34 protein-coding genes and 2 pseudogenes are annotated in these 25,289 nt (G+C 39.1%); 34 read left to right on the top strand and 2 right to left on the bottom strand.

The window, feature by feature from the left end; genetic code table 11:
- The first annotated feature begins 1 nt into the window (after position 1).
- The 18 genes and pseudogenes from FGG79_RS09740 (at position 2) to FGG79_RS09655 (ending at position 15,282) form a co-directional block, all read left to right on the top strand.
- The gene (locus FGG79_RS09740) at positions 2–1,207 is read left to right on the top strand and encodes a phage portal protein (protein WP_138777780.1); all 1,206 of its coding nucleotides are present in this window, start codon (positions 2–4) and stop codon (positions 1,205–1,207) included.
- Positions 1,176–1,751 (top strand): HK97 family phage prohead protease, encoded by a 576-nt coding sequence (locus FGG79_RS09735; protein WP_138777778.1) that lies wholly within the window; start codon positions 1,176–1,178, stop codon positions 1,749–1,751. The genes FGG79_RS09740 and FGG79_RS09735 overlap by 32 nt, the downstream gene beginning before the upstream one ends.
- Positions 1,744–3,141, top strand: coding sequence for a phage major capsid protein (locus FGG79_RS09730; RefSeq protein WP_138777776.1), 1,398 nt, complete (start codon positions 1,744–1,746; stop codon positions 3,139–3,141). The genes FGG79_RS09735 and FGG79_RS09730 overlap by 8 nt, the downstream gene beginning before the upstream one ends.
- A 15-nt stretch (positions 3,142–3,156) precedes the next feature.
- Positions 3,157–3,426: a head-tail connector protein gene (locus FGG79_RS09725; protein ID WP_138777774.1), complete on the top strand. Its 270-nt coding sequence runs from the start codon at positions 3,157–3,159 to the stop codon at positions 3,424–3,426.
- Positions 3,404–3,736, top strand: coding sequence for a hypothetical protein (locus tag FGG79_RS09720; protein WP_138777772.1), 333 nt, complete (start codon positions 3,404–3,406; stop codon positions 3,734–3,736). Before FGG79_RS09725 ends, FGG79_RS09720 begins: the two co-directional genes overlap by 23 nt.
- Positions 3,726–4,055, top strand: coding sequence for a hypothetical protein (locus FGG79_RS09715; RefSeq protein WP_138777770.1), 330 nt, complete (start codon positions 3,726–3,728; stop codon positions 4,053–4,055). The genes FGG79_RS09720 and FGG79_RS09715 overlap by 11 nt, the downstream gene beginning before the upstream one ends.
- A complete protein-coding gene (locus FGG79_RS09710) occupies positions 4,055–4,435 on the top strand; it encodes an HK97-gp10 family putative phage morphogenesis protein (protein ID WP_138777768.1) in 381 nt (126 codons plus the stop codon). Before FGG79_RS09715 ends, FGG79_RS09710 begins: the two co-directional genes overlap by 1 nt.
- Before the next feature lie 7 nt (positions 4,436–4,442).
- A complete protein-coding gene (locus FGG79_RS09705) occupies positions 4,443–5,066 on the top strand; it encodes a major tail protein (protein WP_138777766.1) in 624 nt (207 codons plus the stop codon).
- An 18-nt stretch (positions 5,067–5,084) separates the two neighbouring features.
- Positions 5,085–5,474, top strand: coding sequence for a hypothetical protein (locus FGG79_RS09700; protein ID WP_138777764.1), 390 nt, complete (start codon positions 5,085–5,087; stop codon positions 5,472–5,474).
- A 234-nt stretch (positions 5,475–5,708) separates the two neighbouring features.
- Positions 5,709–6,473, top strand: a pseudogene (locus FGG79_RS22425) (phage tail tape measure protein); the annotation flags it as partial.
- 1,661 nt (positions 6,474–8,134) lie between these two features.
- Positions 8,135–8,929, top strand: a complete 795-nt coding sequence (locus tag FGG79_RS09690; RefSeq protein WP_138777761.1) for a phage tail domain-containing protein — start codon at positions 8,135–8,137, stop codon at positions 8,927–8,929.
- A gap of 14 nt (positions 8,930–8,943) precedes the next feature.
- Entirely contained in the window at positions 8,944–10,494 is a 1,551-nt protein-coding gene (locus tag FGG79_RS09685) for an SGNH/GDSL hydrolase family protein (RefSeq protein WP_138777759.1), read from the top strand.
- 71 nt (positions 10,495–10,565) lie between these two features.
- Positions 10,566–11,366, top strand: a complete 801-nt coding sequence (locus FGG79_RS09680) for an SGNH/GDSL hydrolase family protein (protein WP_138777757.1) — start codon at positions 10,566–10,568, stop codon at positions 11,364–11,366.
- 67 nt (positions 11,367–11,433) lie between these two features.
- Positions 11,434–13,335 (top strand): phage tail spike protein, encoded by a 1,902-nt coding sequence (locus FGG79_RS09675; protein WP_171050874.1) that lies wholly within the window; start codon positions 11,434–11,436, stop codon positions 13,333–13,335.
- A gap of 67 nt (positions 13,336–13,402) precedes the next feature.
- Positions 13,403–13,921, top strand: coding sequence for a hypothetical protein (locus FGG79_RS09670; protein WP_138777753.1), 519 nt, complete (start codon positions 13,403–13,405; stop codon positions 13,919–13,921).
- A gap of 77 nt (positions 13,922–13,998) precedes the next feature.
- Positions 13,999–14,226: a hemolysin XhlA family protein gene (locus FGG79_RS09665; RefSeq protein WP_138777751.1), complete on the top strand. Its 228-nt coding sequence runs from the start codon at positions 13,999–14,001 to the stop codon at positions 14,224–14,226.
- A gap of 1 nt (position 14,227) precedes the next feature.
- Positions 14,228–14,479, top strand: coding sequence for a hypothetical protein (locus FGG79_RS09660; protein WP_138777749.1), 252 nt, complete (start codon positions 14,228–14,230; stop codon positions 14,477–14,479).
- Positions 14,479–15,282, top strand: coding sequence for a peptidoglycan DD-metalloendopeptidase family protein (locus tag FGG79_RS09655; protein WP_138777747.1), 804 nt, complete (start codon positions 14,479–14,481; stop codon positions 15,280–15,282). Before FGG79_RS09660 ends, FGG79_RS09655 begins: the two co-directional genes overlap by 1 nt.
- Before the next feature lie 69 nt (positions 15,283–15,351).
- Here FGG79_RS09655 and FGG79_RS21735 read toward each other — a convergent pair whose 3' ends face one another.
- Together FGG79_RS21735 and FGG79_RS09650 are read right to left on the bottom strand one after the other, a co-directional pair.
- Positions 15,352–15,495 carry a hypothetical protein gene (locus tag FGG79_RS21735; RefSeq protein ID WP_171050873.1) on the bottom strand — a complete coding sequence of 48 codons (144 nt, stop codon included), beginning with the start codon at positions 15,493–15,495 and terminating at the stop codon, positions 15,352–15,354.
- A complete protein-coding gene (locus tag FGG79_RS09650) occupies positions 15,458–15,700 on the bottom strand; it encodes a hypothetical protein (RefSeq protein ID WP_138777745.1) in 243 nt (80 codons plus the stop codon). Before FGG79_RS09650 ends, FGG79_RS21735 begins: the two co-directional genes overlap by 38 nt.
- Positions 15,701–15,806: 106 nt before the next feature.
- Here FGG79_RS09650 and FGG79_RS09645 point away from each other — a divergent pair, with 106 nt between their 5' ends.
- The 16 genes and pseudogenes from FGG79_RS09645 to FGG79_RS09575 all read left to right on the top strand — a co-directional run bounded on the left by FGG79_RS09645 (position 15,807) and on the right by FGG79_RS09575 (position 25,036).
- On the top strand, positions 15,807–16,016 hold the full coding sequence (locus FGG79_RS09645) for a hypothetical protein (protein WP_138777743.1): 210 nt from the start codon (positions 15,807–15,809) through the stop codon (positions 16,014–16,016).
- Positions 16,017–16,098: 82 nt separating this feature from the next.
- Positions 16,099–16,371: a hypothetical protein gene (locus FGG79_RS09640; RefSeq protein WP_138777741.1), complete on the top strand. Its 273-nt coding sequence runs from the start codon at positions 16,099–16,101 to the stop codon at positions 16,369–16,371.
- Positions 16,372–16,375: 4 nt separating this feature from the next.
- Positions 16,376–16,627 carry a hypothetical protein gene (locus FGG79_RS09635; RefSeq protein WP_138777739.1) on the top strand — a complete coding sequence of 84 codons (252 nt, stop codon included), beginning with the start codon at positions 16,376–16,378 and terminating at the stop codon, positions 16,625–16,627.
- A gap of 40 nt (positions 16,628–16,667) precedes the next feature.
- Positions 16,668–17,309 (top strand): annotated as a pseudogene (locus FGG79_RS09630) (ATPase, T2SS/T4P/T4SS family); the annotation flags it as partial.
- A complete protein-coding gene (gene comGB, locus FGG79_RS09625) occupies positions 17,293–18,315 on the top strand; it encodes a competence type IV pilus assembly protein ComGB (RefSeq protein WP_138777735.1) in 1,023 nt (340 codons plus the stop codon). The pseudogene FGG79_RS09630 and the gene comGB, both read left to right, overlap by 17 nt.
- 88 nt (positions 18,316–18,403) lie before the next feature.
- Positions 18,404–18,709: a competence type IV pilus major pilin ComGC gene (gene comGC, locus FGG79_RS09620; RefSeq protein WP_138777733.1), complete on the top strand. Its 306-nt coding sequence runs from the start codon at positions 18,404–18,406 to the stop codon at positions 18,707–18,709.
- Positions 18,705–19,151, top strand: a complete 447-nt coding sequence (gene comGD / locus FGG79_RS09615) for a competence type IV pilus minor pilin ComGD (protein WP_138777731.1) — start codon at positions 18,705–18,707, stop codon at positions 19,149–19,151. Before comGC ends, comGD begins: the two co-directional genes overlap by 5 nt.
- Positions 19,135–19,461, top strand: coding sequence for a type II secretion system protein (locus FGG79_RS21730; protein WP_171050871.1), 327 nt, complete (start codon positions 19,135–19,137; stop codon positions 19,459–19,461). The genes comGD and FGG79_RS21730 overlap by 17 nt, the downstream gene beginning before the upstream one ends.
- Complete coding sequence (comGF, locus tag FGG79_RS22420; protein WP_481747277.1) at positions 19,361–19,891, top strand: competence type IV pilus minor pilin ComGF; 531 nt, start codon at positions 19,361–19,363, stop codon at positions 19,889–19,891. The genes FGG79_RS21730 and comGF overlap by 101 nt, the downstream gene beginning before the upstream one ends.
- On the top strand, positions 19,812–20,240 hold the full coding sequence (locus FGG79_RS09605; protein WP_171050868.1) for a hypothetical protein: 429 nt from the start codon (positions 19,812–19,814) through the stop codon (positions 20,238–20,240). Before comGF ends, FGG79_RS09605 begins: the two co-directional genes overlap by 80 nt.
- A 3-nt stretch (positions 20,241–20,243) precedes the next feature.
- Complete coding sequence (locus tag FGG79_RS09600) at positions 20,244–20,747, top strand: shikimate kinase (protein WP_138777725.1); 504 nt, start codon at positions 20,244–20,246, stop codon at positions 20,745–20,747.
- 48 nt (positions 20,748–20,795) lie between these two features.
- Positions 20,796–20,975 (top strand): YqzE family protein, encoded by a 180-nt coding sequence (locus tag FGG79_RS09595; protein ID WP_138777723.1) that lies wholly within the window; start codon positions 20,796–20,798, stop codon positions 20,973–20,975.
- Between the two features lie 474 nt (positions 20,976–21,449).
- The gene (locus FGG79_RS09590; RefSeq protein ID WP_171050869.1) at positions 21,450–22,070 is read left to right on the top strand and encodes a hypothetical protein; all 621 of its coding nucleotides are present in this window, start codon (positions 21,450–21,452) and stop codon (positions 22,068–22,070) included.
- 163 nt (positions 22,071–22,233) lie between these two features.
- A complete protein-coding gene (locus FGG79_RS09585) occupies positions 22,234–23,274 on the top strand; it encodes a serine hydrolase domain-containing protein (protein WP_138777719.1) in 1,041 nt (346 codons plus the stop codon).
- Positions 23,275–23,407: 133 nt separating this feature from the next.
- The gene (locus tag FGG79_RS09580) at positions 23,408–23,665 is read left to right on the top strand and encodes a hypothetical protein (RefSeq protein ID WP_138777717.1); all 258 of its coding nucleotides are present in this window, start codon (positions 23,408–23,410) and stop codon (positions 23,663–23,665) included.
- 327 nt (positions 23,666–23,992) lie between these two features.
- Positions 23,993–25,036, top strand: coding sequence for a hypothetical protein (locus tag FGG79_RS09575; protein ID WP_138777715.1), 1,044 nt, complete (start codon positions 23,993–23,995; stop codon positions 25,034–25,036).
- Positions 25,037–25,289: the final 253 nt, after the last annotated feature.

Raw genomic sequence — 25,289 nt, 5'->3', positions numbered from 1 at the left:
ATTGGGATTAAGAGATCGATTCTCAAATTTCGTCTATAGACAGTTAGAAAAACGCGGAGTAATGGAGGATATCTATTCAAATTCCATCCGGTATGGTGGCAGGTACGCTAATGATGACAGCATTCTGGAATCAAGTGATGTGTATGAACTCCTTCAGGACATTAGCAATCAATTGATGCTGGCCGATATTGTTGTGGAAGACGAATACGGCAATGAAATTAGGAATCATTCAGCATTGAAAATATTGAAAAACCCAAATAATTATTTGAGTGGTTCTGAATTTATTAAACTCATGGTTAATACTTACTTAATTCAGGGAGAAGTGTTCCCTGTCCTTGATGGTGATAGGATGCACCTTGCATCGAACGTTTATACTGAGCTCGATGATAGGTTGATAGAGCACTTCAAAATTGGAGGAGAGACGATCCCGCCATTTATGATCAGGCACATCAAGAATATTGGAACAAACCATTTGAAAGGTATTGGATTGCTCGAACTTGGCCGCAATACACTGGAAGGTGTCATGAATGCTGAGAAGGTGCTCACTGATAAGTACAAGAAGGGTGGCTTACTTGCATTCCTTTTAAAACTTGATGCACATATCAACCCACAGAATGGAGCACAGTCGAAGTTGATCAAAGCTATCCTGGACCAGTTAGAGGCAATTGATGATTCACGATCAGTGAAACTCATTCCTATGGGTAAAGGGTACTCCATCGATTCACTCAAAAGCCCCATTGAGGATGAGAAGATCCTTGCCTTTCTGAATGTTTATAAAAAGGATTTAGGCAAGTTCTTAAATGTCAATGTGGAGACATACCAAGCATTGATTAAATCTGATTTAGAAAAAGCCATGATGTACCTGCATAATAAAGCAGCCAAACCCATAATGAAAAACTTCGAGGACCATTTGAGTCTTCTTTTTTTTGGTCGCGATTCTGGAAAGATGATCAAGTTCAAGGTGAACATCCTCGACTTTGTGACTTATAGCACCAAGACCAATATCGGTTATAACCTTGTGCGAACAGGAATCACATCACCGGACAACGTGGCCGACATGCTAGGGTTCCCTAAACAGAATACTCCAGAGACTCAGGCTATCTATATATCAAATGACTTAACTAAGATCGGTGAGAAGAAAGCCACTGATGATTCTTTGAAGGGAGGTGATGAAAGTGACAAAGAAGAAGGAAACGCGGATCGTTGACATCACCAACCTTCAGACCCGGGACGGCACTGGGAATGAACCTGTGGTCATAAGTGGGTATGCTGCAGTGTTTAATTCCAAGACATCGATCGGAGACTTTTTTGAAGAAGTGATTGCACCTGGTGCTTTTGCACGGACCATTTCTGAAAATGGAGATATACGGGCCTTATTCAATCATAACTGGGATCATGTGCTTGGACGGACTAAGAATGGGACCTTGACGGTAGAGGAAGACACCCGGGGTCTTAAGTTTGAAGTTGAGCTGCCGAACACATCGCTTGCCCGGGACTTAGCTGAGTCTATGAGACGTGGCGATATCAATCAATGTTCATTTGGATTTTGGGCAACAGGTGAAGCATGGGATTACTCAGTAGAGCCGGCCGTTCGAACCTTGAATGAGGTTGAACTTTATGAGATATCGGTGGTGTCAATACCCGCATACGAGGATACTGAGGTGTCTTTGAGAAGTAAAGAAATAGATGAACAGGTAGAGAAAAGAATAAAAATCTTAAATCAAATAAAGGGAGTTTTGGAGAATGAATAAAAAACAATTGCTTGCTATGCAAAAACGTAATAAGGCTCGTTTGACTGAATTGCGTGGCCGTCTTGAAAAGAATGAAGTGCGTGCTGAAGATCTTGAAACTGTTAAAACAGAAGTTCAGGATCTTGCAGATGAGGCTCAAGCTATTGCTGATGCCCTGGCAAACCTTGAGGGTGGAGACGGAGAAGGAGAGGATACAGGATCTGCTGGAGGTTCTGACGAAGGTGAAGGTCGTTCTGGTGATGAATCAGGCGAAAATGAAGAAGGCGGGGAATCCGGTTCTGAAGATGATGACGAAGAACGTGGTGAAGGTTCTGGTGAAGGAGAGCAACGTTCAGGTATTCCAGCAGAACAACGTGACGGTATCATGAAAAAGATCGGTGCAAGCCTTTCAACTCGTGGCCACAAGTCTACTAAAACTAAAGAAAAAGAAGTCCGCACAGCATTCGCTAAGTTTGTGGTCGGTCAAATTGATGAAACAGAGGCCCGTTCTTTAGGGGTTGTAACTGGTAATGGATCAGTAACGATTCCAGAAGTAATTGCTTCTGAAATTATTACTTATGCTCAGGAAGAAAACCTCCTTCGAAAATATGGTACTCGTCATAAAACTAAAGGCGATGTGAAATATCCAGTCTTGGTTAAGAAAGCGGCTGCCAATGTAACAAAAACAGAACGTGATGCAGGAACTGAAATTCCTGAAACAGATATCGAATTCGATGAAATTCTTCTTGATCCAGCTGAGTTTGATGCATTAGCAACTGTTACTAAAAAGCTTATCAAGATGAGCGGTGTTAATGTGGAAGACATTGTTATTGAAGAGCTGAAGAAAGCGTATGTTCGTAAAGAAACGAACTACATGTTTAATGGGAATGACTTAGGAAATGAAAACCCGGGTGCCCTTGCTAAGAAAGCTGTTGCTTACTATGAATCTACTCCTGTGGATATTACAGCAGCGGGATACTCTCAAAAGCTTTACTCTCAACTGGTCAAGCTTAAAGGACAACCTGTTACAGAGGTCCTTAAGAAGTCTATGTGGATTGTTAACCGTGCGGCTCTTACTGTGCTTGAAGATATGACAGATACTACTGGCCGTCCATTGTTGCATGCTGCAGCTGATGGGGTTGGGTATAAACTGCTTGGTCATAAATTAGATTTCACCGATTCAGCTGATGGAACGGATTCAACTAAACCAGTATTCTACTTTGGTGATTTTAAAGCCTTCCACATTCAAGATGTTATTGGAGCTATGGAGCTTCAGAAGCTTATTGAGAAATATTCTGGTGTGAATAAGATCGGATTCCAAATCTACAACCTTTTAGACGGTCAATTAATCTATTCTCCATTCGAGCCGGCCGTATACCGTTACGAAGTAGGAGCGGTAGAAACTCCGTAATAGGAGGGATGATTCATGACTGAAGAAGAATATCTTTCAAAGCTAAAGAGTCATATTCGTTGGGAAGAGGGCATGGATGATACCATGCTCCCTTTTTATATTACTCAAGGTAAGAACTATGTTCAGAAAGCTATCGGGAAAGAAGTGGAGTATCTAGTCATCATGTGTGCGGGGATCTTCTACGAGTACCGTGTGGCCGAGAAAGAACTTGGTGAAGCCCTCGATGCCCTGACACCTTTCTTTGTCCAGGAGGTCTATTCAGATGCCGAAACGACAAACGAATAAACTCAGGTGGAATGCCGAATTATTGAAGTTAGGGGAAGCGGTGGACCCCGAAACAGATCGAGTCGTGATGGGATATCCTAAAGCACGCGACTTGAAGTACAACAATATCGGAGTAACGGCAGCGGATAAATTCACATTCAAAGATGCCCAGGAGATTATGAAGAAAATCGAAACTCGTCTTGACCGGGAAGTTGAAAATAACCAAAAGGAATACCGAGTTAAAATCAATGAACGGATCTACGATATCGAAAGAATTTATGTGCGTGAAGATGAACGCATAATGGAGTTGAGCTTGTCTTATGCAGATTAACTTCCAGCAGTTAAGGACGATCATGAAAGAATCCCGCATCCCGGTGTTCCGGGACAGTGCACCGACATCAGTAACCTATCCTTACATCGAATATGAATTTGTGAATGAGCAACATAAAAGAGTATCTTCAAAAGTACTGAAGTCTATGCCCCTTTATCAAATAGCCGTGGTCACGAAAGGAACCGAATCAGACTATGAACCATTAAAGGATGTGTTCAATGCTCATGGTGTATCTTATAGCCAATTTGAAGGGTTTCCTTATGACGAGAACGATGCCACCATAACACAGTTCATTACAAGGGTGAGGTGCGTTAATTAATGGCTTTTAATAATAACGGATTCGCGGATGCACTAAAAGAAATCAATACGCTGATCAAAGTGAATAAGAGCGTTGAGCTTGATGTTCTGGAACAAGCAGCAGAGTATTTCGTGAAGCAATTAAGACCCCGCATTCCGAAATCATCACAGAACGGTATGCATTTACGTGATGCGCTAAAGGTAGTTGTTCACGATGATCACGTCAGTGTGGAATTCGAAGATTGGGCCTTTTATTGGCACCTGGTTGAACATGGCCATAAAAAGGCGAGTGGTCGAGGGAAAATCAAAGGTCGGCATTTTGTTCAAAACACCTTTGATGCTGACGGCGATAAGATTGCGGACATTATGGCCAATGAAATAGTTAAGAAAATGGGAGGATGAATCATACATGGTAAAAGCAAAAGAATTGTTATATGTAGTAAGTATTGAATCTTTATATTTAGCCTTTATGACCGGCGGTAAAGATTCCCGGGACGCGATACCAACATATGATCCAGAGATTTATCAATTGGATAACATCACAGAATTGGGTATCGCAGGTAACGCCACAACTCTGGTTAAATGGGCATCAGGGGAAATATTTGTGAATGCCTCTAAGAACTCAAAGTTTACATTGAGTTTAACTCACGTTTCCTTACCACAAGAAGTACAAGATAAGATTGATGGAGTGACACCGGTTAAGGGTATAACGTTTAGTAATTCGAATGTAAAAGAATATCCAATGTTCGCAATGGGCTTTACCGCAAAGTTGAATGACGGATCACGAGTTGCAAGATGGTACCCTCGAGTTCAAAAGGTTCCATCTGAAGAGACATTTGCAACTGCTACTGAAGAATCAGAAGTTAAAGATGTGTCTGCTACTTTTGATGCAACGCCACTATTATTCAACGACAATACGGAAGTTAAATTTTCTGAAACACGCGAAAGTGCTACAGGTGTTTCTGCTTTCGATTTCATGGCACAAGTTGTTGCGGACGAGTCACAGATTGAAACATTATTTCCTACAGTTTAATTTAGGAGGAAACATTTTATGGCCAAGCTTAGTGATTTAGTAAATGTAGATATTAACCGGAGCGCGATCAAGATACAAGGGGTCGAGATTCCGGTAATATTCACGTTCAAGTCATTCCCGTATGTAGAAGAAGCTTACGGCACCTCTTATGGGACATTTGAAAAGGATATGCACAGAATGCTAGACAAGGGTAAAATATCACTCGGAAAAAAAGAAATAAAGCTGATGAATGCTCTAATTTATGCCATGGTCCGGAGTGGGGGAACTGATTGTACGATAAGAGAAATAGAAACAGCTATTCCTCTAAATGATCTTCCGGGCATCTTCCAGGTAGCTCTTAATCTATTCAATGATCAAAACTTCCAAAAGTCTGATATGGAAAAACTCAAAACCGAAAAAAAAAATTAGCCAAGTCAAATCATGAGTCTCAGTCTACAGAGTTAGATTGGGACTTTTATTTTTATGTAGGGAATACTCTTTTGGGATTAAGCATGGATGACTTCTTCAACATTACTCCCAACCATTTACTGAAGCAATTCATCATGCACATGCGGTACCACAATCCGGATGGTCTTGTGGAAGAGAAAACATCTCAAGTTTACTCCCTGGATCAAACTCCTTTCTTATAAGTGAGGTGAGAACATGGCAAACAAAGAAAAGAATGTCGTCCTGAATTTTAAAATGGACGGCCAAGTGCAATATGCAGACACTCTGAAGGAAATTAACGCTGTTATGAATACGGCTGCCAAGGAGTATAAGAATCATATTGCGGCAATGGGCAAGGAAGCGAAGGCAACGGACAAATTATCTGCCGAGAAAAAGAAATTAGAAATTCAGATGCAGGCGGCTGAGAAGCGAACAGGAATGTTGAGAGCTCAGTACGAAGCTATGAGTCGAGATACCAGGACCACAACCGGTCAGCTTACGCAGATGTACGGTAAACTTTTAGACGCCGAACGTGCACAAATATCACTTCAGCAAGCAATGGAACGAGTTAACGAGGGGCTTTCAGATGAGGCTATAGCAGCCAGGGAAGCACAGGATGAGCTCACTAGTTTAAAAGAAGATGCCAAAAGACTTGAAGTTGAACAAAGACGATTAAACAGTGTTCTTGAGCTTCAAAGATCCGAACTGAGTGAAAATGCAAGTGAGGCTGATAGGGCTACTCTTGCCCAGGAACAATATACTCAACAAATAAGGATGGCCAGAAGAGCAATTGATAACATGGAGCAACAGCTAGAAGCCACTCGAAGGGCTTATGGAGAAAACTCTGTAGAAGTAATGCAATTAGAAACCAGATTAAATCAAGCTCGTTCTGAAATGACACGATTTTCAAGAGGACTTGATAATGTTGGAGAAGAAGCAGAAGAAGCAGAAGGTAATCTAAGTAAAATGGGGCGTGGATTGCAAGCAATTGCAGGAACAATTCCAGCAGCGGCTATCGGTGGTTTAGTGGAGAGTATGCAAGAATACAACGAAGTCCTGGCGAGACTTAGAACTAATGCTGTCCTATCTGGAAGGGATTTAGGTGTTGTTGAAGAAGCGTTTTCCAAAATTACAGCGGTTACGGGAGAAGCGGATGCAGCCGGCGAAACTCTGGCAAATCTTCTGGCAAGTGGATTCAGTGATAATCAACTAGCTGAAGCGATTGATCTTATAAACGGTGCTTATATCAAATTCAGTGACACACTTAAAACAGAAGGCATCGCTGACGGGATCCAAGAGACATTGTCGGCGGGGGAAGCTGCCGGGTCATTTGCTGAGTTATTAGAACGAAGTGGAGTTAACGTCGATAATTTTAATAGCACTTTATCTTCTATGATTTCAATAGGGGAAGGTTCAAACTACATCCTCAAAACCTTATCTCAAGAGGGCTTTAGCGAAGTGTATAACAAATATCAGGAACTAAATCCTGAGGTTCAAGCTAATGCTGAGGCAAATGCACAGTTGGAAAAGTCTTTGGCTGATCTTGCACTCATATTAACTCCTCTGGTAACAGAGGTTGCTGATTTTACAACAAAGGTTATTGAATGGGCAAATGAAAACCCGGAGCTTACGGCAGGCATTGCAGCAGGGGCGGCAGCAATCGGGGGACTTATTACTGTTTTAACCATAGCGGCACCAGTAATAGGTGCTTTAATTCCTTTAACGGGTTCCCTTGGGTTGGCAATACTTTCAGCCACATGGCCAATTCTTGCCATTATCGCAGCAATCGCAGTATTTGCAGCGGCAATTGTTGGAATTATCCTCCTTGTAAAGAACTGGGGGGCAGTAACAGATTGGTTAGCTGAAAAATGGTATATGACAGAAGCGATGTTTAGGGCTGTGTTTGCATCGATCGTCAGTAACGTGACCCAAGCTTTAGACATTTTTGATTCTCTGACACAAGGAAAATTCAAATCCATAACGGATACCATACGAAAATACATGACCATGAGCTCTGAAGTAGTTTCCAGCATTCTAAATTTCATGGAAAACACCTTCAGGAACGGTCTACGATTCATCAAGGCGTTACTTACTGGTGATTTCAAGGGTATGCACGAAGCCGTATCTGATCAGATGGAAAATATAGAATCGACCATTTCAGACATCTGGAGTAGTGTGATGTCATTCTTTAAGGGCATCGATTTGTGGGCAATTGGAAAAGACATCATCGGCGGATTCGTTAGAGGGTTTACTTCAATTGATATACCAACGCCACACTTTGATTTTGATATTAGTTGGAAGGACTTACCTGGTCCTGCTCCATCGGTACCTTATCCAACGGTTAGTGTGGATTGGAGAGCGAAAGGTGCAATATTCACCCAACCAACTATCTTTGGCCAATATGGAGGGAAGTTACAAGGTGCAGGCGATGCTGGTCCGGAAGCGGCTCTTCCACTCAATGAGCAGACACTCGGGGATATCGGTAGAGGTATTGCTGCCACAATGGATGGAGCCGGTGGGCAGGTTGAGGTACATGTTTATCTGGACGCTGACGAAATCAACACGAAGCTGGCACCTGGCATGAGTAAGAAAATCAACAAAAATAATAAAGTCAATGCAAGAGGACAGGCGGTGATTATGGCATGATCACAATGGATGATAAGTATCGATTTGAGGACTTTGGATTCTACTGTGAACCAGGAAATGAAGATCCTCTAATGCCATCCTTTGAGCGAAAGACATTGGCTATTCCGGGTCGATTGGGATCATGGGATTTTGGAGTGGAGATTGGGGAAAAACCTTTTTCTTATCCACTAAAAGTCATTGAACGTTACCACACCCAAATGCAACGATACTTCAACGAGTTCGTTGCTTTTTTGTTGGATCCATTTGGGAAGCCAAGGGAAATAAAGATTGTTCGCGACTATGAACCGGATAAGCACTATATGGTGAAGGTGAGTGCTTCCATTCTTCCGGAAAGGTTGGAGGAAGAAGGGGCATTCATTCTTGGTTTTATAGCCAGTGATCCTTTGAAGTATGGGAACGTAGAAAATCATGAAATCAATTGGGATAGCGAAACTGTTACGTTTGATGATAGTTATTCTATCGATACTGTGTACGTGGATGGGATGTTAATCACTTCATCACAGACAGTCGAGACCACTGTGAATGGCTATGCTATGACCCCAACCATATTAATATCAGGTTCAGGTGAGGATGTTGTCATAGAGGCGAATGGTAAGTCTCTCTCTCTTGGTTCTTTCACCAACTCAGAAATCGTTGTAAACGGTAAGAGTTTTACAATATTTAAAGATGGGATCGAAGAATTCATAAATGGGGATATCCCCGATCTATTACCTGGAAGAAATCAAGTGAATATAAGCGGTTCTAATCTTAATTTTAATTTATCCTTAAGAGTTAGAGATCAATACATGTAAGGACGGTGGTGATTTTGACACTTCCAAAGATTCCGGTTGGAGTAGGATTCCCTTTATATAAGGGAGTAGAGTATATAAACGAAGCAATTGTGGCTGCTGATAAGGCTCAGCAGGATTCTGAAAATGCTAAGACAACTTCAGAGAGTGCAGTAACTACAGCGAGTGCAGCAGAGGCAAAAGCTGAAAGTATCCAAGAACAGTTTAATCAAGTTGTAATTGAGGGAGATTCTTCTGTAGAAGCTGCACAGGCGAGGGTTTCAGATGTAGATGGAGACACAAAAACTTATACCAATTTAAAAGAAAGATTAGATGAAGAGTATGAAAATCAAAAGGAAGAAGTTAACAGAATTAAGCAACAAATTGTTCCGAAAAGATATATTTTCGGTGGTCAACTTGAAAAATTAAAATATTCTCTATCTAATCCCTTGGAACAGTTCACAGGAATATGTTTTGTTGGTGACTCAATTACTTGGGGATTAGGAGCTACCGGAAATCCTGTCGATTACAACACAGGGAGAGACGGCACGTTATCGGACATTCGCGATAATTTTATATCTAAATCCTTTGTGAATGAATTTAAGCGGTACATCGGTTCAAAATATATGTTTAATAGCGCACCTGTTTTATCGAATTGGAGTTCGTCTCCAAGTGGAGATTCTATAGCAGAATACTCGAAGGACCACATACTTTATCCATATGGAGGAGACTTCACCTACTCAACCACAGGAGTTATATATTCGACGTTTTCGCAGTCATCTACAAACTCTTTGTCTGGGTTTCAATTAATTACCAATATTGAATCAGGTAAAGATGGAGTAGCTATAATTGGTTTTATGTTTACCGGAGAAGAATTTACTTTATCTTTTGATTCAGTTAATAACGGTATGGACTATGAATTAATAGTAGACGGAGTAAGCCAAGGTATTTTTTCTACAATGGCTGGAGTTGATGGGAATATTGCAGGCTACAATAACCAACGCAACCATACCTTTTCTTATATAAGAAATAAATTAGTTCAAATTAAAACAATTAAAAACAGTTATGTAGGAGTCCAATCACTCAGATTTGGCGGCATTATCATTCCAAAAAAAATTCGCATAAGTAACCAAGGTATTATTGGTACGAAAGCGATATATTATAAAACCAGGAACATGTTAGGTAACACAAGAGGAGACGGTGTGGCGGTAGGAAGTAAAGATAATTATATCTTTTGCCAATTGGGATCAAACGATAGAATTATTGAGACTTCGTATGCTAAGGGCTCCAACGAGTTTAAAAAGAATTTAAAAGCACTTACAGATGAATTAATGTCATTCGGAGAAGTTATTCTAATGGCTGCCAATCCAGCAGCAAATGAAAATCCAGCATCTTATTCATTTAACATGCAAGACGCAAGAAATGTAGTATACAGATTGGCTAAAGAAAATACACTTGACTTCATTGATAACTATTCCATTTTCGGGAGTGTATCTACTTCTGTTTACACTATGGATGGACTTCATCCCAACGATTTAGGGTACGAGGTAATATCTCGGAATATAATTAACTCACTGGAATTTAATTAGTTCTATAGAATTACAACGGCAAATATTGTAAAGTTATATATACCTACAAAAAAGGAGAATTGTGTAAGTATATGAAAATATCTGTATTTGCCTTGTTATTAATTACTTTGTCCGTTTTAGTATTTGGGTCGTACCATTATGAAAAAAAGATAGCAACCGTGAGTGCTGAGGCTTCCGAGAATATGAAGGAACAAGAGAAAATAAGACAAATAGAAAGACAGGAAGAAATTAATAAGTTTGCTGATTCTTTGAGAGATGTTGATGGTGCTATCAATGTGAAAAGTGGTTTAAAAGAAGATTTAATTAATGAGGAAACACCTACGATTGTATTTTTGGGAGACTCCACGACTGAGCAGAACCAATATACAAAGGGGAAAGACGGTCACGTTAATTTAATCCATAAAGCGCTTAACCCTTTATCTGCAGTGAAAGTTATCAATAGTGGTATTTCAGGAGATGATAGTTCTGATATGCTTAAAAGAGTTGAAAGTGACGTATTACGATATAATCCAGATTTGGTGATAGTTAGTACAGGTATTAATGATGCTGTGAATTTGACAGAGGAAGAAATAAAAAAGAACTTAGATACTTTACTAAAAAGAATTTCCGAAGAAACAGAAGCTAAAGTGATTTTCAGGACATCTTCAGCTACTAAGGACAGTAACATCAATGAGCGACTTGAAAATGAAATCAATCCTCTAGCTAAAGAGTTATCAGAAAAGTACAAGATAGGTTTTGCTGATACTTATCAGTATTTTTCCAAACAAACTGCCGACAATTTCAGTAATTATATGACTGACATATATCATCCTAACCACAAAGGACAAAAGGTGATTGCTGATTATTTAATATCTGTGCTGCTTTTAAATTAATAAAATTTAATAAGCGAAGATCATCTCAAACGAGATGGTCTTTTTGTTTTGAAAAGAGGTGAAAATATTGCTCAAAACATTGGATTTACAAAGAAATGTCACAGCAATTCTAGAAAATGCATTCGGTATTTCTTACACAAGGATAAATAATCAGATATGGAAAGCGTTATTTGCTTTACCAATAAATGATCCAAAGGTTGAAAAGGTTAAGCTACTGAAATATGTGGAGGTTTACGATGAAGAAGAATATGTCGGGCTGTTCAGGATCATTCCGAAAAAGACTTCAAAGAGTGGATTGACTGTCTCCTTTGAATGCGAGCATGTTCTTGCCACTCTCCTGGGTAGTACATTGTTCAAAGATCATCAACTGACCAACTTGCCCACAGATGAAGTGCTGCAGTATCTTATCGATCAGCAGAAAGAGAAGCACTGGCAGCTGGGGAACGTGGAGATAATTCGATACTTCCATTACCTATGGGAGAATGAGAACTTACTATCGGCAATCTTCAGCATAACCAAACCATTTGATGATCAATACAGGTGGACCTGGGATACGACCTCCTATCCTTGGACACTCAACTTAGTTCGCCCGAATACGGAGCCAGTGTGTAGGATTAAGGAACGTCACAACCTTATTGATTTTGAAATCGAAGAGAATCCGATGAGTGTGTTCAACCGGATCTACCCATTGGGATATGGTGAAGGTGTTAATCAGCTGACAATTGAGTCGGTAAACAATGGGGTCCCGTATATCGAGGACGCTGCATCTATTGCTGAAAATGGCATCATTGAAACTACTTGGGCAGATAAACGCTTTGAAGATGCAACCATATTGAAGGCGAGTGCTGAAGCCTTGCTTAAAAAGTGGAAAGAGCCGGTTGTCTCCTGGGTAGTGTCAGCTGCAGATGTTTCAAGCATCACCGGTGCCAAGATCGATGAGCTGAAGGAAGGTAACGTGGTCCGGTTGGAACTTGATGACTATCCTAATGTAGATTTATTAATTATGAAAGAGCATCGGCCAGATATTAAAGGAGATCCTGGCAATACTCAATTAGAGATTGGCAGTTTAACAGAGGATTTAAGTACCACGCAGGCTGACTTGGAGCGTAGGCAGAAGATTAATGAGGTGTATGCTCAGGGGGCGACGAATGCATATGTGGTACCTCTGGACCAAAACTGTGATCCAGACAATCCTGCAGTGTTCAAGTTCTTTATTTACGAAGATTTCAGGAAAATCAATAAGTTGGACTTAACTTTTGAAACGACTAATTTTGAAGGTTATATAAAGGCGATGGAAAGCGCTGGCCAAGTGGTGGCTACTTCCACAACCCAATCCGGTGGCAGCATAGTCAAAACTTCTACTACTTCATCTGGGGGGAGTGTAGTTCAAGCGAACACTACATCTGGCGGTGGGGCTTATGTGCAAAGTAATGATTTCACAAGCACTTATACAAGTCCAACTTTCTTCTTGTATTCATCTCCACCAGTGGGGGTAGGAACAGGGATGACTCCACCTTACGAAGAACATACACACGCAGTCGAAGTAGATGACGATAGATTAAGTCATCGTCATTCGGTAAATGTAAGTTTAAACATACCTGCACACACTCACCCATTTTCATTAAATATTCCAGCTCATTCTCATCCATTTGAAATAAATCTGCCGGACCATAGCCATCCTTTCGAAATAAATATACCTGGGCACACCCACCCTTTTAATTATGGCATTTTTAAAAACCCAGAATCACCGACGACCATACAAATAACAGTTGATGGTAAAGTAGTTGACCATGAATCTTTGTCAGGTGAAAATATCGATTTAACCCCGTATTTAGAAAAAGATGCAAGCGGTAATATTTCAAGAAACAGATGGGCAACAATCGAAATTACTCCAAATGAGTTAGCTAAAATTAGAGCGAATTTATTCGTTCAAATGTTTATTCAAAGTAGAGGAAGCCATTCTCTATGAAAATTTGAAACTATTTCCTCCCATTTTCGTATATAATTGTTAACAAAAGGAAACGGGAGGATTTTCTATGAAAAAATTACTTGTTAGTTTCGCATTGGTAGGGTCGCTCGGCATAGGTGGGATATTAACATACAGTATGGTAGGCGGAAAAGAAAAGGTCAAAGAAGAATCAGTACAAAGTGTGAGTGCTTCAAGTGACGATTCTACAAAGGAGGTGGTTAGTGTAAAAGCTCCTACTGAAAGAACTGTGGATACTAACGGAGAGGTTCCTTGGAACTATATGTCCGCAGAGCAAATTGAAGCGAGTCAGGCAAATGGGGAGATCGTATACCTGTTTTCTGATGCTGAAGCATTAGAACAGTACAGCATTGATTTATCTAAAAATCCTGACACGACACCTTATGATAAAGATACTTTAGCTACAAGCTGGGCAAATCATATGACTGCTTTTTTAAATGGCGTCAAAGATGACTATCCAGATGAATTAGATTACTTCATGAAGATTGAAGAAGCAAAAAATGCAATGGCTGCATTCGATTACGATATTGTTCCAGGATTAATCGAAGAGGCAAAATCACTAAGATAATACAGAGATAAGGCACCCAATGTGAGGTGTCTTTTTTATTGCTTGAAAAGGGAGTGATAAAATTGGAGGAAGCAGACATGAATGAACTGTGGAAGCAGGCTACTGACAGCAGGTTGCAAAAGTTGGAGCAAGAGGTCCTCTTACAAGGTAAAGATCTTGAATATGTAAAACAAGATTTAGGTGAAATTAAGGAAAATACCAAATGGTTACGTCGTGCCGTTACCAATGCATTTATAGTCGCATTGATCGGTGGATCCGTAGCCATTTTTTATGGAGCTTTTCAATTAATTAAAGGGGGAATGTAAATTGGAACAATTATTATCATTAGATTTTGGAGCATATGTTGCCCTAGCGTTTATTCTTTATGTGATTCGTGAATCCGGAAAGGTCCCAAACAGTTTAGTCCCTGTTGTGGGGCTTTTTTTAGGACTAGCATTTGCATTCTTCGAGTATAGAAATTTTGACTTTGATGTGATGTTAGAGGGGATTAAGTATGCCATGTTGGGTGTTGGGACAGTCGCAGGAATTAAATATGCTCAAGAAAAGAGGGATTTGTAATGGAATTCATTTATCCAGCAAAAGGTAAGATCACTTCTCGTTTTGGTAAAGACTTTCTGAATGGTGTTGCCAGGATCCACAATGGAATAGATATTGCTCAGGTAGGTGTAAATGAGGTTGTAGCATCAGCAAATGGCAGAGTGTCCAAATCGTATCTATCTTCCTCATATGGCGAGTGTGTGTTCATACTTCATGATATTAATGGACAAGAATTTGAAACAGTATACGCCCATATGAGATCAGGATCCCGGAAGGTAAAAGAAGGGGATCGTGTAAGGCAGGGGCAGCCAATCGGAATTATGGGGAACACAGGTTACTCGTTTGGCCAGCATCTTCACTTTGAGCTGCATAAAGGCAGATGGAATATTGGTAAGAGCAAAGCTGTGGATCCATTGGATTATTTACTAAAGGAACTTTCTCCTTCTTCATCATCAGGCGTTCACACAGTAAAGTCCGGTGATACTCTTTGGGAAATCGCTAAGGATAATAACCTTTCAGTGAGTGAGTTGAAATCACTAAATGGATTAAAGTCTGATGTGATTCATCCAGGGGATAAATTAACATTAAGCGGATCATCATCCTATGCAGGTAAAAGGGCAGAATGTAAAGTGGCCAAACTAAGATTTTACTCTAAGCCATCCTGGGATGATAAGTATGTGGTGGATTATCTTACAGAAGGTTATGGGTTCCCAACAATCATAAGGAAATTGAAAGTAGACGATGCTTATCAATTCGAAGTAGAGAACTCAAAAGGCAAGACTTTTTATGTGACAGCTAATGAAAAATATATTCGTGTAGAATAATTGTGACTCATCTAGAGCATAATATAGGTCACACCATGAACTACAATGGCTCACAAGCAATGGCCCTTCTCAATCGAGAGGGGCTCTTTCTTTTTCTTCTTCTTTAATTAATCTGGCCATTTTATCAATCGTACACACTGCATCATAAACTTTGTCTGGATCTAATCCCATTTCTTTAAAACGGGAGATGACCTCTTCCCACGTTCTTGTCATACTCCTTCACCTCATCTTTAATATCTTCTTCATTGTTTGCCATTATTTTCTCCACTATCATTTCACGACAACCATGTTCTCTCCACACTTGGTATTTCCACTTAGAAGCAAGCTCAGGCAATTTATTTCTGCTGCATCTGAATTGATTAAATCTAAGTATACCAGTGTCCTCAATTCTTATATGTAATTCTATTTTAAAGTTCACTCTTTATCCCTCCAAAAGACATTGGTATTTTTCACTTATTATAATCATAAGTATATCTCAAGTGGTTCACAAGTGAACCAAAACTTATGATAGGGGAGAGGTTGAATTGACTAATATAAAAAAGGTAACTCTGTGTTTAAACGTGGATGACCCTGAACAAAAAGAACTGTTTGAATTTGTTTCAAAGCTTCCTAATGGTTCCAAGCGGAATGGGAGCTCATTCTTAAAGACCCTCGTAGACCGGGAATATCAAAGGACACTCCAAAAAAAAGAGGTAATTAAGACATCCGGGGGAGGAATTACCTTAAGGCTATGACCTCCCTCCACCCTACTCTTTTGTTACGTTGTTACACGGTTTACACTGTCAATTGTCATGACATTTGGAAGGGGGTGTCTTGATGATAGAAGGAAAGGGGTTAGGAAATAAGAAAGTAAACAGAGTGAACATTTCACTTACAAACAAGATGAGTACAAAACTGAATAAGTTGTCCATAGCTTGCAATATGAAGCCGACCACTCTTGCATGTCTCCTGGTAGAAACGTGTTTAAACGATCCTGAGTTGGTTTTTAAACTGCAGCAGGAACATAGTGTATATTCTGCCTATAGAGTTGTACCGATTAAGGACTTCAATAATGGCGAAATAGAATATGTTCTTAGTGAGAGGGGATAAAAAGATGGTCTCATTTATTGCGGGAATAATATGTTCAACCATGCTTTTCGCTCTAATAAAGGATAATTTGGAAGAATGGGAAGAGATTGAGGAAGTGCCCGGGGATCCAGGTGAAGTTGAAATTAATGATCATTCAATACGACATGTAACCTTGTCATGCCAGACCTGCAGAAAGCTGAAACGACATAAAGAAGTTGAACCAAACTTGTTCCAATGTGTGAAATGCAAGAGACACGTTGATATTCGTGCCTCGTAAACATAGTAAACGCGTGTTTTGATTTAATTGTATTTACATAACGTGTTCCACCGGCAGTGGAAAGACGACGACCTTGTATTCCCTCGTCCATCATTGTTCTGTTGCCCTGAACCGGAACGTGATCACCCTTGAAGACCCAGTGGAGAAGCAGCATGATGAAATGGTTCAGATCCAAGTAAATGAGAAAGCAGGCATTACGTATTCCACCGGGCTGAAGGCGATTTTAAGGCATGACCCGGATATCATTATGGTCGGGGAAATCCGGGATCGGGAAACCGCTGAGATTGCGATACGCGCTTCACTTACGGGGCATCTAGTCATTTCCACTATGCATACGAGGGATGCAAAAGGGGCGATTTATCGCTTGATGGAATTCGGTATCGAATGGCATGATATTGAACAGACTCTCCTTGCTGTTTCTGCACAGAGATTACTAAAGTTAGTCTGTCCAATATGTAAATCAGAGTGTGGAGGGAAGTGCCTTCGTGGTAAAAACCTTAACAGGGCTTCTGTGTATGAAATTGTAACAGGAAGTGCATTGAAAGAAGTACTAAAGGAAGCAAAGGGTGGATCAGGAAGGTACCAGTACCAATCACTCCAAATGCTGATAAATAAGGGGGTGGCACTAGGGTTTGTTTCAGAACTCGAATATAGGAAATGGGTTCATGAAGAAAAGCGATGATCAAGGTAAATTTCTGAAAAGGCTGGGAGATCTTATCCAAAAAGGTTATACTTTTTCAGAAGCCATCGATTTTCTATTGCTACCTAATGAGAAGAGTACAATGAAATTAAAGAAGAGAATGGTTGCCTCATTACAAAAAGGTGAATCCATCTCATCGGTCATTCATAAGCAATTAAATATCCCCAGTCATATCAGCGCACAAATTTTTTTCGCCGAGCATCATGGTCAAATGGGCCATACCCTTTCAGAAGCGGGAAACTACCTCATTAAGAGAAGAAAAAACCACCAGAAAATCCAACAAGTCATCCAATATCCGTTCATGCTTATTATCATTTCAATCATGATGATGGTCATGCTTCGAAAGGTGTTATTTCCAAGGTTTCAGTCGTTGTATTCGTCCCTTGGGTATGAACCTTCAGCCAAACTAACCTATCTCTTAAAATTCATCGAAAACTTCCCAATGATGTTAAGTACATGTTTATTTCTACTCCTTTTTATCAGCGTGTTATTTGTTCTGTTCAAAAAAAGAATATCCCCTGTGAAGGTTTCATTCACCTTATGCAGGGTCCCCTTCCTATCTCGTTATTTAAAGCTTGGTCATTCACACTTTTTGGCTAAAGAGTTAAGCTTCTTGCTCTCAAGCGGAGTGTCGATCACAGAATCCCTACTCATCATCGAAAGTCAATCCTACCGACCAACATTTCAGTACATTTCAACCCAATGCATCAAAGGTTTAAAGGAAGGAAAGCCATTTCACGAATGTTTTTCATCCCTGCCCTTTTTTCAGAAAGAGCTATCATTTGTTGTCCATCACGGTCAATCCAATGGAAGGTTGGCTGAAGAACTGGGACTTTATAGTGAAATTTGCTTTCAGGAACTTGAGGAAAAAACAAATGCATTACTCAAATACATTCAGCCGGTGATTTTCTCATTTGTTGGACTTTTTATAATGGCCATTTATTTTTCCATCATGATGCCGCTATTTCAGATGATGCAAGGAATATAGAATAAGTTGAAATGGATCCAAGTCTTTTTCTTCGTCATCTACCCTTCATCGCGGACACTACAACTCACACAAACCAAGGAGGAGAACTATGCTCAAAAATGAAAAAGGCTTTACCCTCATTGAAATGATGATCGTCTTACTCGTTATTTCTGTCCTACTGTTTATTACGATCCCGAATGTAACCAATCAAAGTAATTCCATTAATTCCAAAGGCTGCGAGGCATTTATCCATATGGTCGAAGGGCAGATCGAAGCCTACAAGTTGGATGGCAATGATTTTCCAGTGACGACTGAAACACTTGTAGCAGATGGATATCTGAACGAAGAATATAAAGCTTGTCCTAATGGCAATGAGATCACCATTGATGCGGAAGGTAAGGTGACCTCTAATTAATTCAGAAAAAGCAGGAGAAGCTGGTTATACTCTAATCGAGGTGATGATTGTGTTATTGATATTCACGATTCTTCTGTCGTGGGTCAGCTTTTCTGTAATCCCCGTGAAACAATCAGTGGACAAAGATCTCTTCCTCTCCCAACTACAATCCGACCTTTATCAAATCCAAAGCTACAGTATCCGGCATCAATCGCCTGTTATTCTTACATTTTACCCACTTTCCAATAAATATGTTGCAAAAGGGGTGACGAGACAAACGATCCTCTCGAGGGAGTTATCCTCAACCATTCAGATTACTTCATCGAATAGCTTGGAAGATATCACTTTCTATCCAGATGGCAATACGAATCGATTTGGTAAAGTGAGCTTTAAAGTAGGGGAGTCTCTTCTTCAACTCATGTTTCAGATTGGACAGGGACGATTTTATGTACAGGAATACTAAAGGCTTCTCCCTTCCTGAAACTTTGATTGCCTTCACTTGCATCATCCTGATCAGTTGTGTGTTCATCCCGTTTCTCATTCAATATGCATCCCAACTTCAGAATCTTCAACGTAAAGTGGAAGCGTTGAAGTTTTTGAGAGAAGGGGTGGGAAACGCGATTGTCAGTCATCAACATGTCAATCAGTCAAGGACGTATAAAGGAATCCATTATGATCTCAATTGGAAAGGCGGAGATTATGAAGAAGCGTGTGTACAATATCTTAAGAATGGGAGAGATCTCCAAGAGGTGTGTATCTCAAAGGATAGATAGCAGAGGTTATACGTTGATTGAAGCCCTGTTAAGTTTTACTGTATTCTTTATGATTTCTGTTAGTATGCCCCTCGTCATGAAATGTTTCGCTTCGATCAAACAGGAGATGGTTCCTCCTCATTATTATGAGTGGAACTTATTTAATGAAAGCTTGAGGAATGAACTTTGGAGTGGGACAAATGTAACGATTACTCCTGACAAAGTCTCTTTTACAGTTCACAATGAAACGGTTTCGTATGAAAAATATCAACATTCGATTCGAAGGAGGGTGAACAATAGGGGGCATGAAGTGGTTTTACAGTCAGTAAATTTGGTTAGATTCTCAGCAATTCAGCAAGGAGTGCATATGGATGTGGAGTTTGAGGGTGCAGAGAAGGCGGAAGGAGAATTCTTCTACTTTTCAAATGATCAAGGAGTGGTCAAACCTTAATGACAGAGGTTTTATACTGCCGTATACATTCCTGCTTCTATTGATGGTGTTACTGATAGCATTTGCAGCAAAGGAACTCTTTATTAGTAAGTACCTTTACTTAACAAATATGAAAGAGGTTTATGAAAGAGATGTGAGTGTTTCCCATGCAATTTTGTTGGAAATCGAGACAGGTTCAGTGTCTTCAAAGCAGTTCAAAGGTACTTACGGTGAAATCAGTATGCGAAGCGAAATGATCAATCCTGATGAATATCAATTAGAAGTGACATTCAAACAGGATGAAGAGGTTTTTCTTCCTACAACGGTTGTGTATAATAAGGAAACAAAACACATTATCAGTTGGGAGTAGACTATGAAATCGATGTTCTTTATTGGATTTATGGGAGTTGGAAAAACGACGATTGGGATTCGTCTCGGAGAAATATTGAATATCCCGGTTGTAGACATGGACAGCTATATCGAGAAGAAGGAGGGGAAAACCATCAAGGAGATATTCAATCAGTATGGAGAGGCGTATTTTAGGGATCTGGAAACCCAGGCACTGGAAGAGCTTGCAGCCAAACACTCGATCATCACGACGGGTGGCGGTGTGATTGAAAGGGAAAAGAACCGGAAGATACTCGGTGAAAAGGGCTTGGTGTTTCATTTAACCTGTCCGTTTGATGTGGTATGGTCCCGGTTAGAAGGGGATCAGGATCGTCCACTCGTGAAAGAAAATTCAAGAGACCGGTTATTAAGTTTATATAATCGCCGTTTCCCCCTTTATAAAAGTGGACATTCGATTACCATTCAGACTGAAAATAAAACGGTAGACGAAGTGATACAAGCGTTATTACCTCACATTGAAGTTGAATAACTTTTAGAGTGGGAGGGCATACTGATAAAAGCGGAAGGTGGTGCTTTTATGTCAGTGAATGATTATGTTAAGTTCATAACACAAACATTTGTCCAACATTATGAAAAATCACCCCATGAACGTAAAAGTTTGAAGAAGAAAAGGAAGAATGAACGGGAACCATTTTTATTTCGCTGGTTCGGGATCATTCCTTATGCTTTCATGATCTTGTTTAAGAAAAATAAATAGCGTGTATACGGCTACCTGATGGGTAGTGTTCCTAAACAACTTACCCGTGACATAACTTCGCTACAAACCATTAGAAATAAAAGTAAAGAAAATATACCAAATACAACTGTAACCTGACCGTTCACCCTCTTCTGTTTAGAGAGCGCAACAACTTCTACTGACATAACACATTTTCTAGAGTTGCAATAATATTTTTTTTTTCATTAATTGATTCCGATGTCTCCTATTTCGTAACAATATTGATCAAATCCTGTTGCCCTTAAAGTAACGGGATTTATTTATATTCCGTTAACGGGCCATTTAATGGAAGAAAGGATTGTTTAATGTTAAAAAATTTGAAATAATTGTAAGTGTCAGTTTGATAAATAAATTATTTCTTTGCTTATTAGACTGAAAGTTGGAGTTGTCATATGAAGATAGATAATTTTCTTGAAAACATCAATTCAGAAGAACGTCTTAAAGGTGGTAGAAATATTGCGTTATGACTTGTTTACAAATGGTGTAGATTCACTTAAGCAAGCTTTTCTTTGTATAGAAAAGCTCGATGAATTAAAAGAGGGTCTAGAACATAATGTGAAAGATTCTGTTCTAGCGATGAATCATGCTTTTGAAACCCTATTCAAACATATTTTAAAAGATCAAAGCGAATACCTTATTTTTTCTAATATTGAAAGTTATATGAAAGCTAAAGAAGCTATGATTCAACAGAATAAAAAGAATATATTTGATGTAAAAGGTAATCTGCAAACAGTAGGTTTAATAGATGCTTTAAGGAGGTTAAAGTTCCTTTGTAATTTTCGTATAGATAGTGATTTAATTGGTGCAATCGATTACTTAGTAGAAACAAGAAACAAATTACAGCACTATGAGTTGATTATTAGTAAAGACGAACTTACTACACTTATAGAAAAGTTAAAAAGCTGTTATGAACTTGGAGTAGAATTTTTAGGAGAACACCTACTAGAATTAACCGAAGCTTTGGAAGAAGCAAGGTTTGAGGAAACTCATGAAGACTATTGGTCTGATTATGCAGCTGATATGGCTTATGAGCAACACCGTGAAGAAAGATTACTTAGTGGGTGGGATGACGATTAAAAAGGTAAATCTTTCAAGAGGAAATAACTACGACTTGTGAAAGCAGATATTGAAGCCCCTTTGTTACATTAATGGGGGCGTAATGTTGAGCTAGCTTTGTTCCAAAAAAGTTTACGCTAATAATATAACTACACAAATTCACATTGAGGGGAAGTATATAGTCTTGGTTCTTAGTCACATTGAAAAGCCAAATTTTGAACCGGTATTAGATCACGTTAAAGGCACTTTTGATAATGTAATATGTTCAGGAGCATCAACTCTTATCATTCAGAACAGTTCAATTGTGTTAGAACAATACATAGGGAAACAGTCAGGTGAAAAAGAGGCTAGAGCGGTTCAGGCTGATACTCAGTTTCACGTAGCTTCAGTTAGGAAAAGTTATATTGGTTTTGCAGTTTCTTATGCATTGTTTTATTGCTACATAAACAATATTGATGATCTAGTTTTAACCTATTTGCCTGAACTTGATAAGAACATCTGGAAAGATACAACTATAAGACATTTACTTACTCATACCCATGGATTAAAACAAGGGGAGAATGGAACAGTTCGGGAGTTTACTCCAGGATCGAATTGGGCTTATAGACAAATTGGTATTTATGCACTAACTCAGATTGTTAAACGAACAACCAATAAATCAGTTGCTGATATTATTCATGAAAGTGTCTTTATTCCGTTAAGCTTTAATGAATCCAATTGGTATTCAAAGAAACATAATAAGCTGGTTGACGTGATGCTGCGTTATGAAGGGGATGAAGATTGGAGAACTAGTGATAGCATTGAAGGTGACAAAATGAATATGTATGTATCAACCAGAGAGTTAGCATACTGGGGTTATCTCCATTTGAAGAAAGGAAAAATAAACGGAAAGCAAATTGTTCCTAGAGAAATCATAGATATGGCAACTTCTCTTCAAAGTCCATCGACTATTCATAAAGACTTACCTCAAAATGGTTTCTTGTGGTTCGTTAAGGATTTACCCGCTAAAAAGACAGAGATAGGTCATCAAGTCCCTAAAGGTTCATACCAAATACTAGGATTTACTAATGTAACTCTATTGGTTATTCCTGAAAAAGATATTGTGGCTGTTCGTATGTTTAATAGCTTTGGATCACCAGAAGACTATGATTACTTATCTGATGTAAGATCTTTTGGGGATACTGTTATGAAGTGTGCAAAGAACGAATCCACAGTAAGTTTATAGTAAATATCTCAAATCTGAGTATAAAGTTATAGGGCAGGTTAATGGAGTAAAATGAAACTAAAATCCCTTTTTTGCAGTCTATTTAAAATTAGAGAGATAATTTAGAATGAAATTTTTCGGGAGGGGATTTAATATGAGAAATTATCTGGGTTGGGTTTCCTTTGGTATTATAGGGTTTACTTTTGTTTTATTTGCTCTTATGAGTATGAGTGGGAAAGTTAGTGGGTATGTAGGAACCAACGTCTTAATTATTGGAGCATTATTAGCTTTGATAACTGCTTTACTAAGTAAAAAAGGGAAATCCAAGACAGCTTCACTTTCAGCATTAGGGATACTTGTAGGTGCATTTATTATACTAATTGTAGGTATTATGATGAACGGAGGTCTATAAGTTCCTTTCTTCCATTAAATGAGGATAGAACTGATCAACAAGAGTTAATCAGCTTTTGGCTATTGTGTTAAAGTGGCAGGTTAGTGAACAGGAAGATAATTTCAAGTTTATTAGTATGGATAAATTAGGAAGTTAGATATTTAAGTGGTATTGTAACCTGTTTTAAAAACGCACCTATCTTCTAAATACCGATTCCTAACTGGTTCGGTAAAATGATAGGTGTATTTTTCTTAGTAAATAGCAATAATCGTTCCATTTCGACATATATGTTAATAAAGGGTAAATAAGGAGAAATGTCTTAAGGATTTGATATAGGAGGTTAAAAAGATGGAGAAGTTTTGTATGTACTTAAAGAAAGCTGAGCCGATAGTAACATTTAAATCTGGTGAGCACATTTTCCCAGCCGGTATCGGGGGTATTCAGAAACTTCCTATGGAATATGTAAGCCATAATGCTAACAATGCGTTTTCCTCAATGGAAGGGCAAGTTATGAAGAAATCTCTATTAGCACTTCCCCGACAATTTGTAGGGCCAGGTAAGAGAGGGAACATAACCAATCCTAAGAAAGCGACACAAGGTGCAGTTAGCTTAATGAGTGGCGTAATTAATCCAGATACAGTTGAATTTGGATATTTAAGTCTAGGAAGACCATATAGTATTTCTCAAATCAAAATAAATATAAATGGTAGCTGTCAGTTTATTTCAGACAAGTCTTTCGGTGATGTTGATAAACAGACCACAGACTTTACTAAGATCTTGGGTAATTATAACGGCAGGTATACATTGCACGAGGATGAGGGATTTAGTCAGGATGAGTTTCTTCTAGGGGTTCATGAAGGTAAATGGTATGTAGGCCTAAGCAATAAAGACCTTGAATTGGAAGTTGCTAATTTTGTGAAGAAATTAGTTGAACAAAAACCATTCGAGAAGCAAACCCCGAATTATGGAACGGTGCAGCCAAGAGTACACCAAACACTTGAGTTTGATGAGAGGTATTTCAGGGTTTGTGCCAAAACAATCTTCAATTACCTTGCCTTTGTAAAAGGTCGAGACTTCGTATTACAGGATTGCTTCGATCCTATACGAAATTGGATTGTAAATGGTGGCGAAAACAAATATTCCACATTGACCGGAAAAGAGATGGATTTCTCTGCAATTTCATTTCCTGATCAAGCACATAAACTGTTAATCACTCAGAAAGGGAATATTTTATTTGGTCATATAAGTTTTTACGGTAATGGGTTCGAAACCGTAGTGAAACTAAGTGATAACTTTGAGGGTTTGTTCAATTTAGAGGGGTTTATCTGTGACTGGCAAAACAGGCAAGAGTATAAACTCCTTGATTATCTAAATTCAAGAATTGAACAGTAATAGGTTGAAGCTGTCTGGACATCACTCTAATGATAAAACTAAGTTTGTTAAGAAATGTACTTAAACATACGGGGGCAATAACTGAAGATCAGCTAATAGATCACCAGCTATTGTCCTTCTTAAATTAACGGGCAGGTTAACGGAAGAAGGCTTATTGCGTAATAATGATAAGATAATTTAAAAAGGATTATAAAGGGGAGATATTATGTGGATTTTTGCACTACTAATTGTTGTAGGTGTTGGGACAATTGTA

It is taken from the genome of Bacillus sp. BHET2, assembly GCF_005938125.1.
GTDB lineage: Bacteria > Bacillota > Bacilli > Bacillales > Bacillaceae_B > Rossellomorea.
The sequence above is the reverse complement of the archived record's forward strand: the minus strand, read 5'-3'. Positions and strand labels throughout refer to the sequence as shown.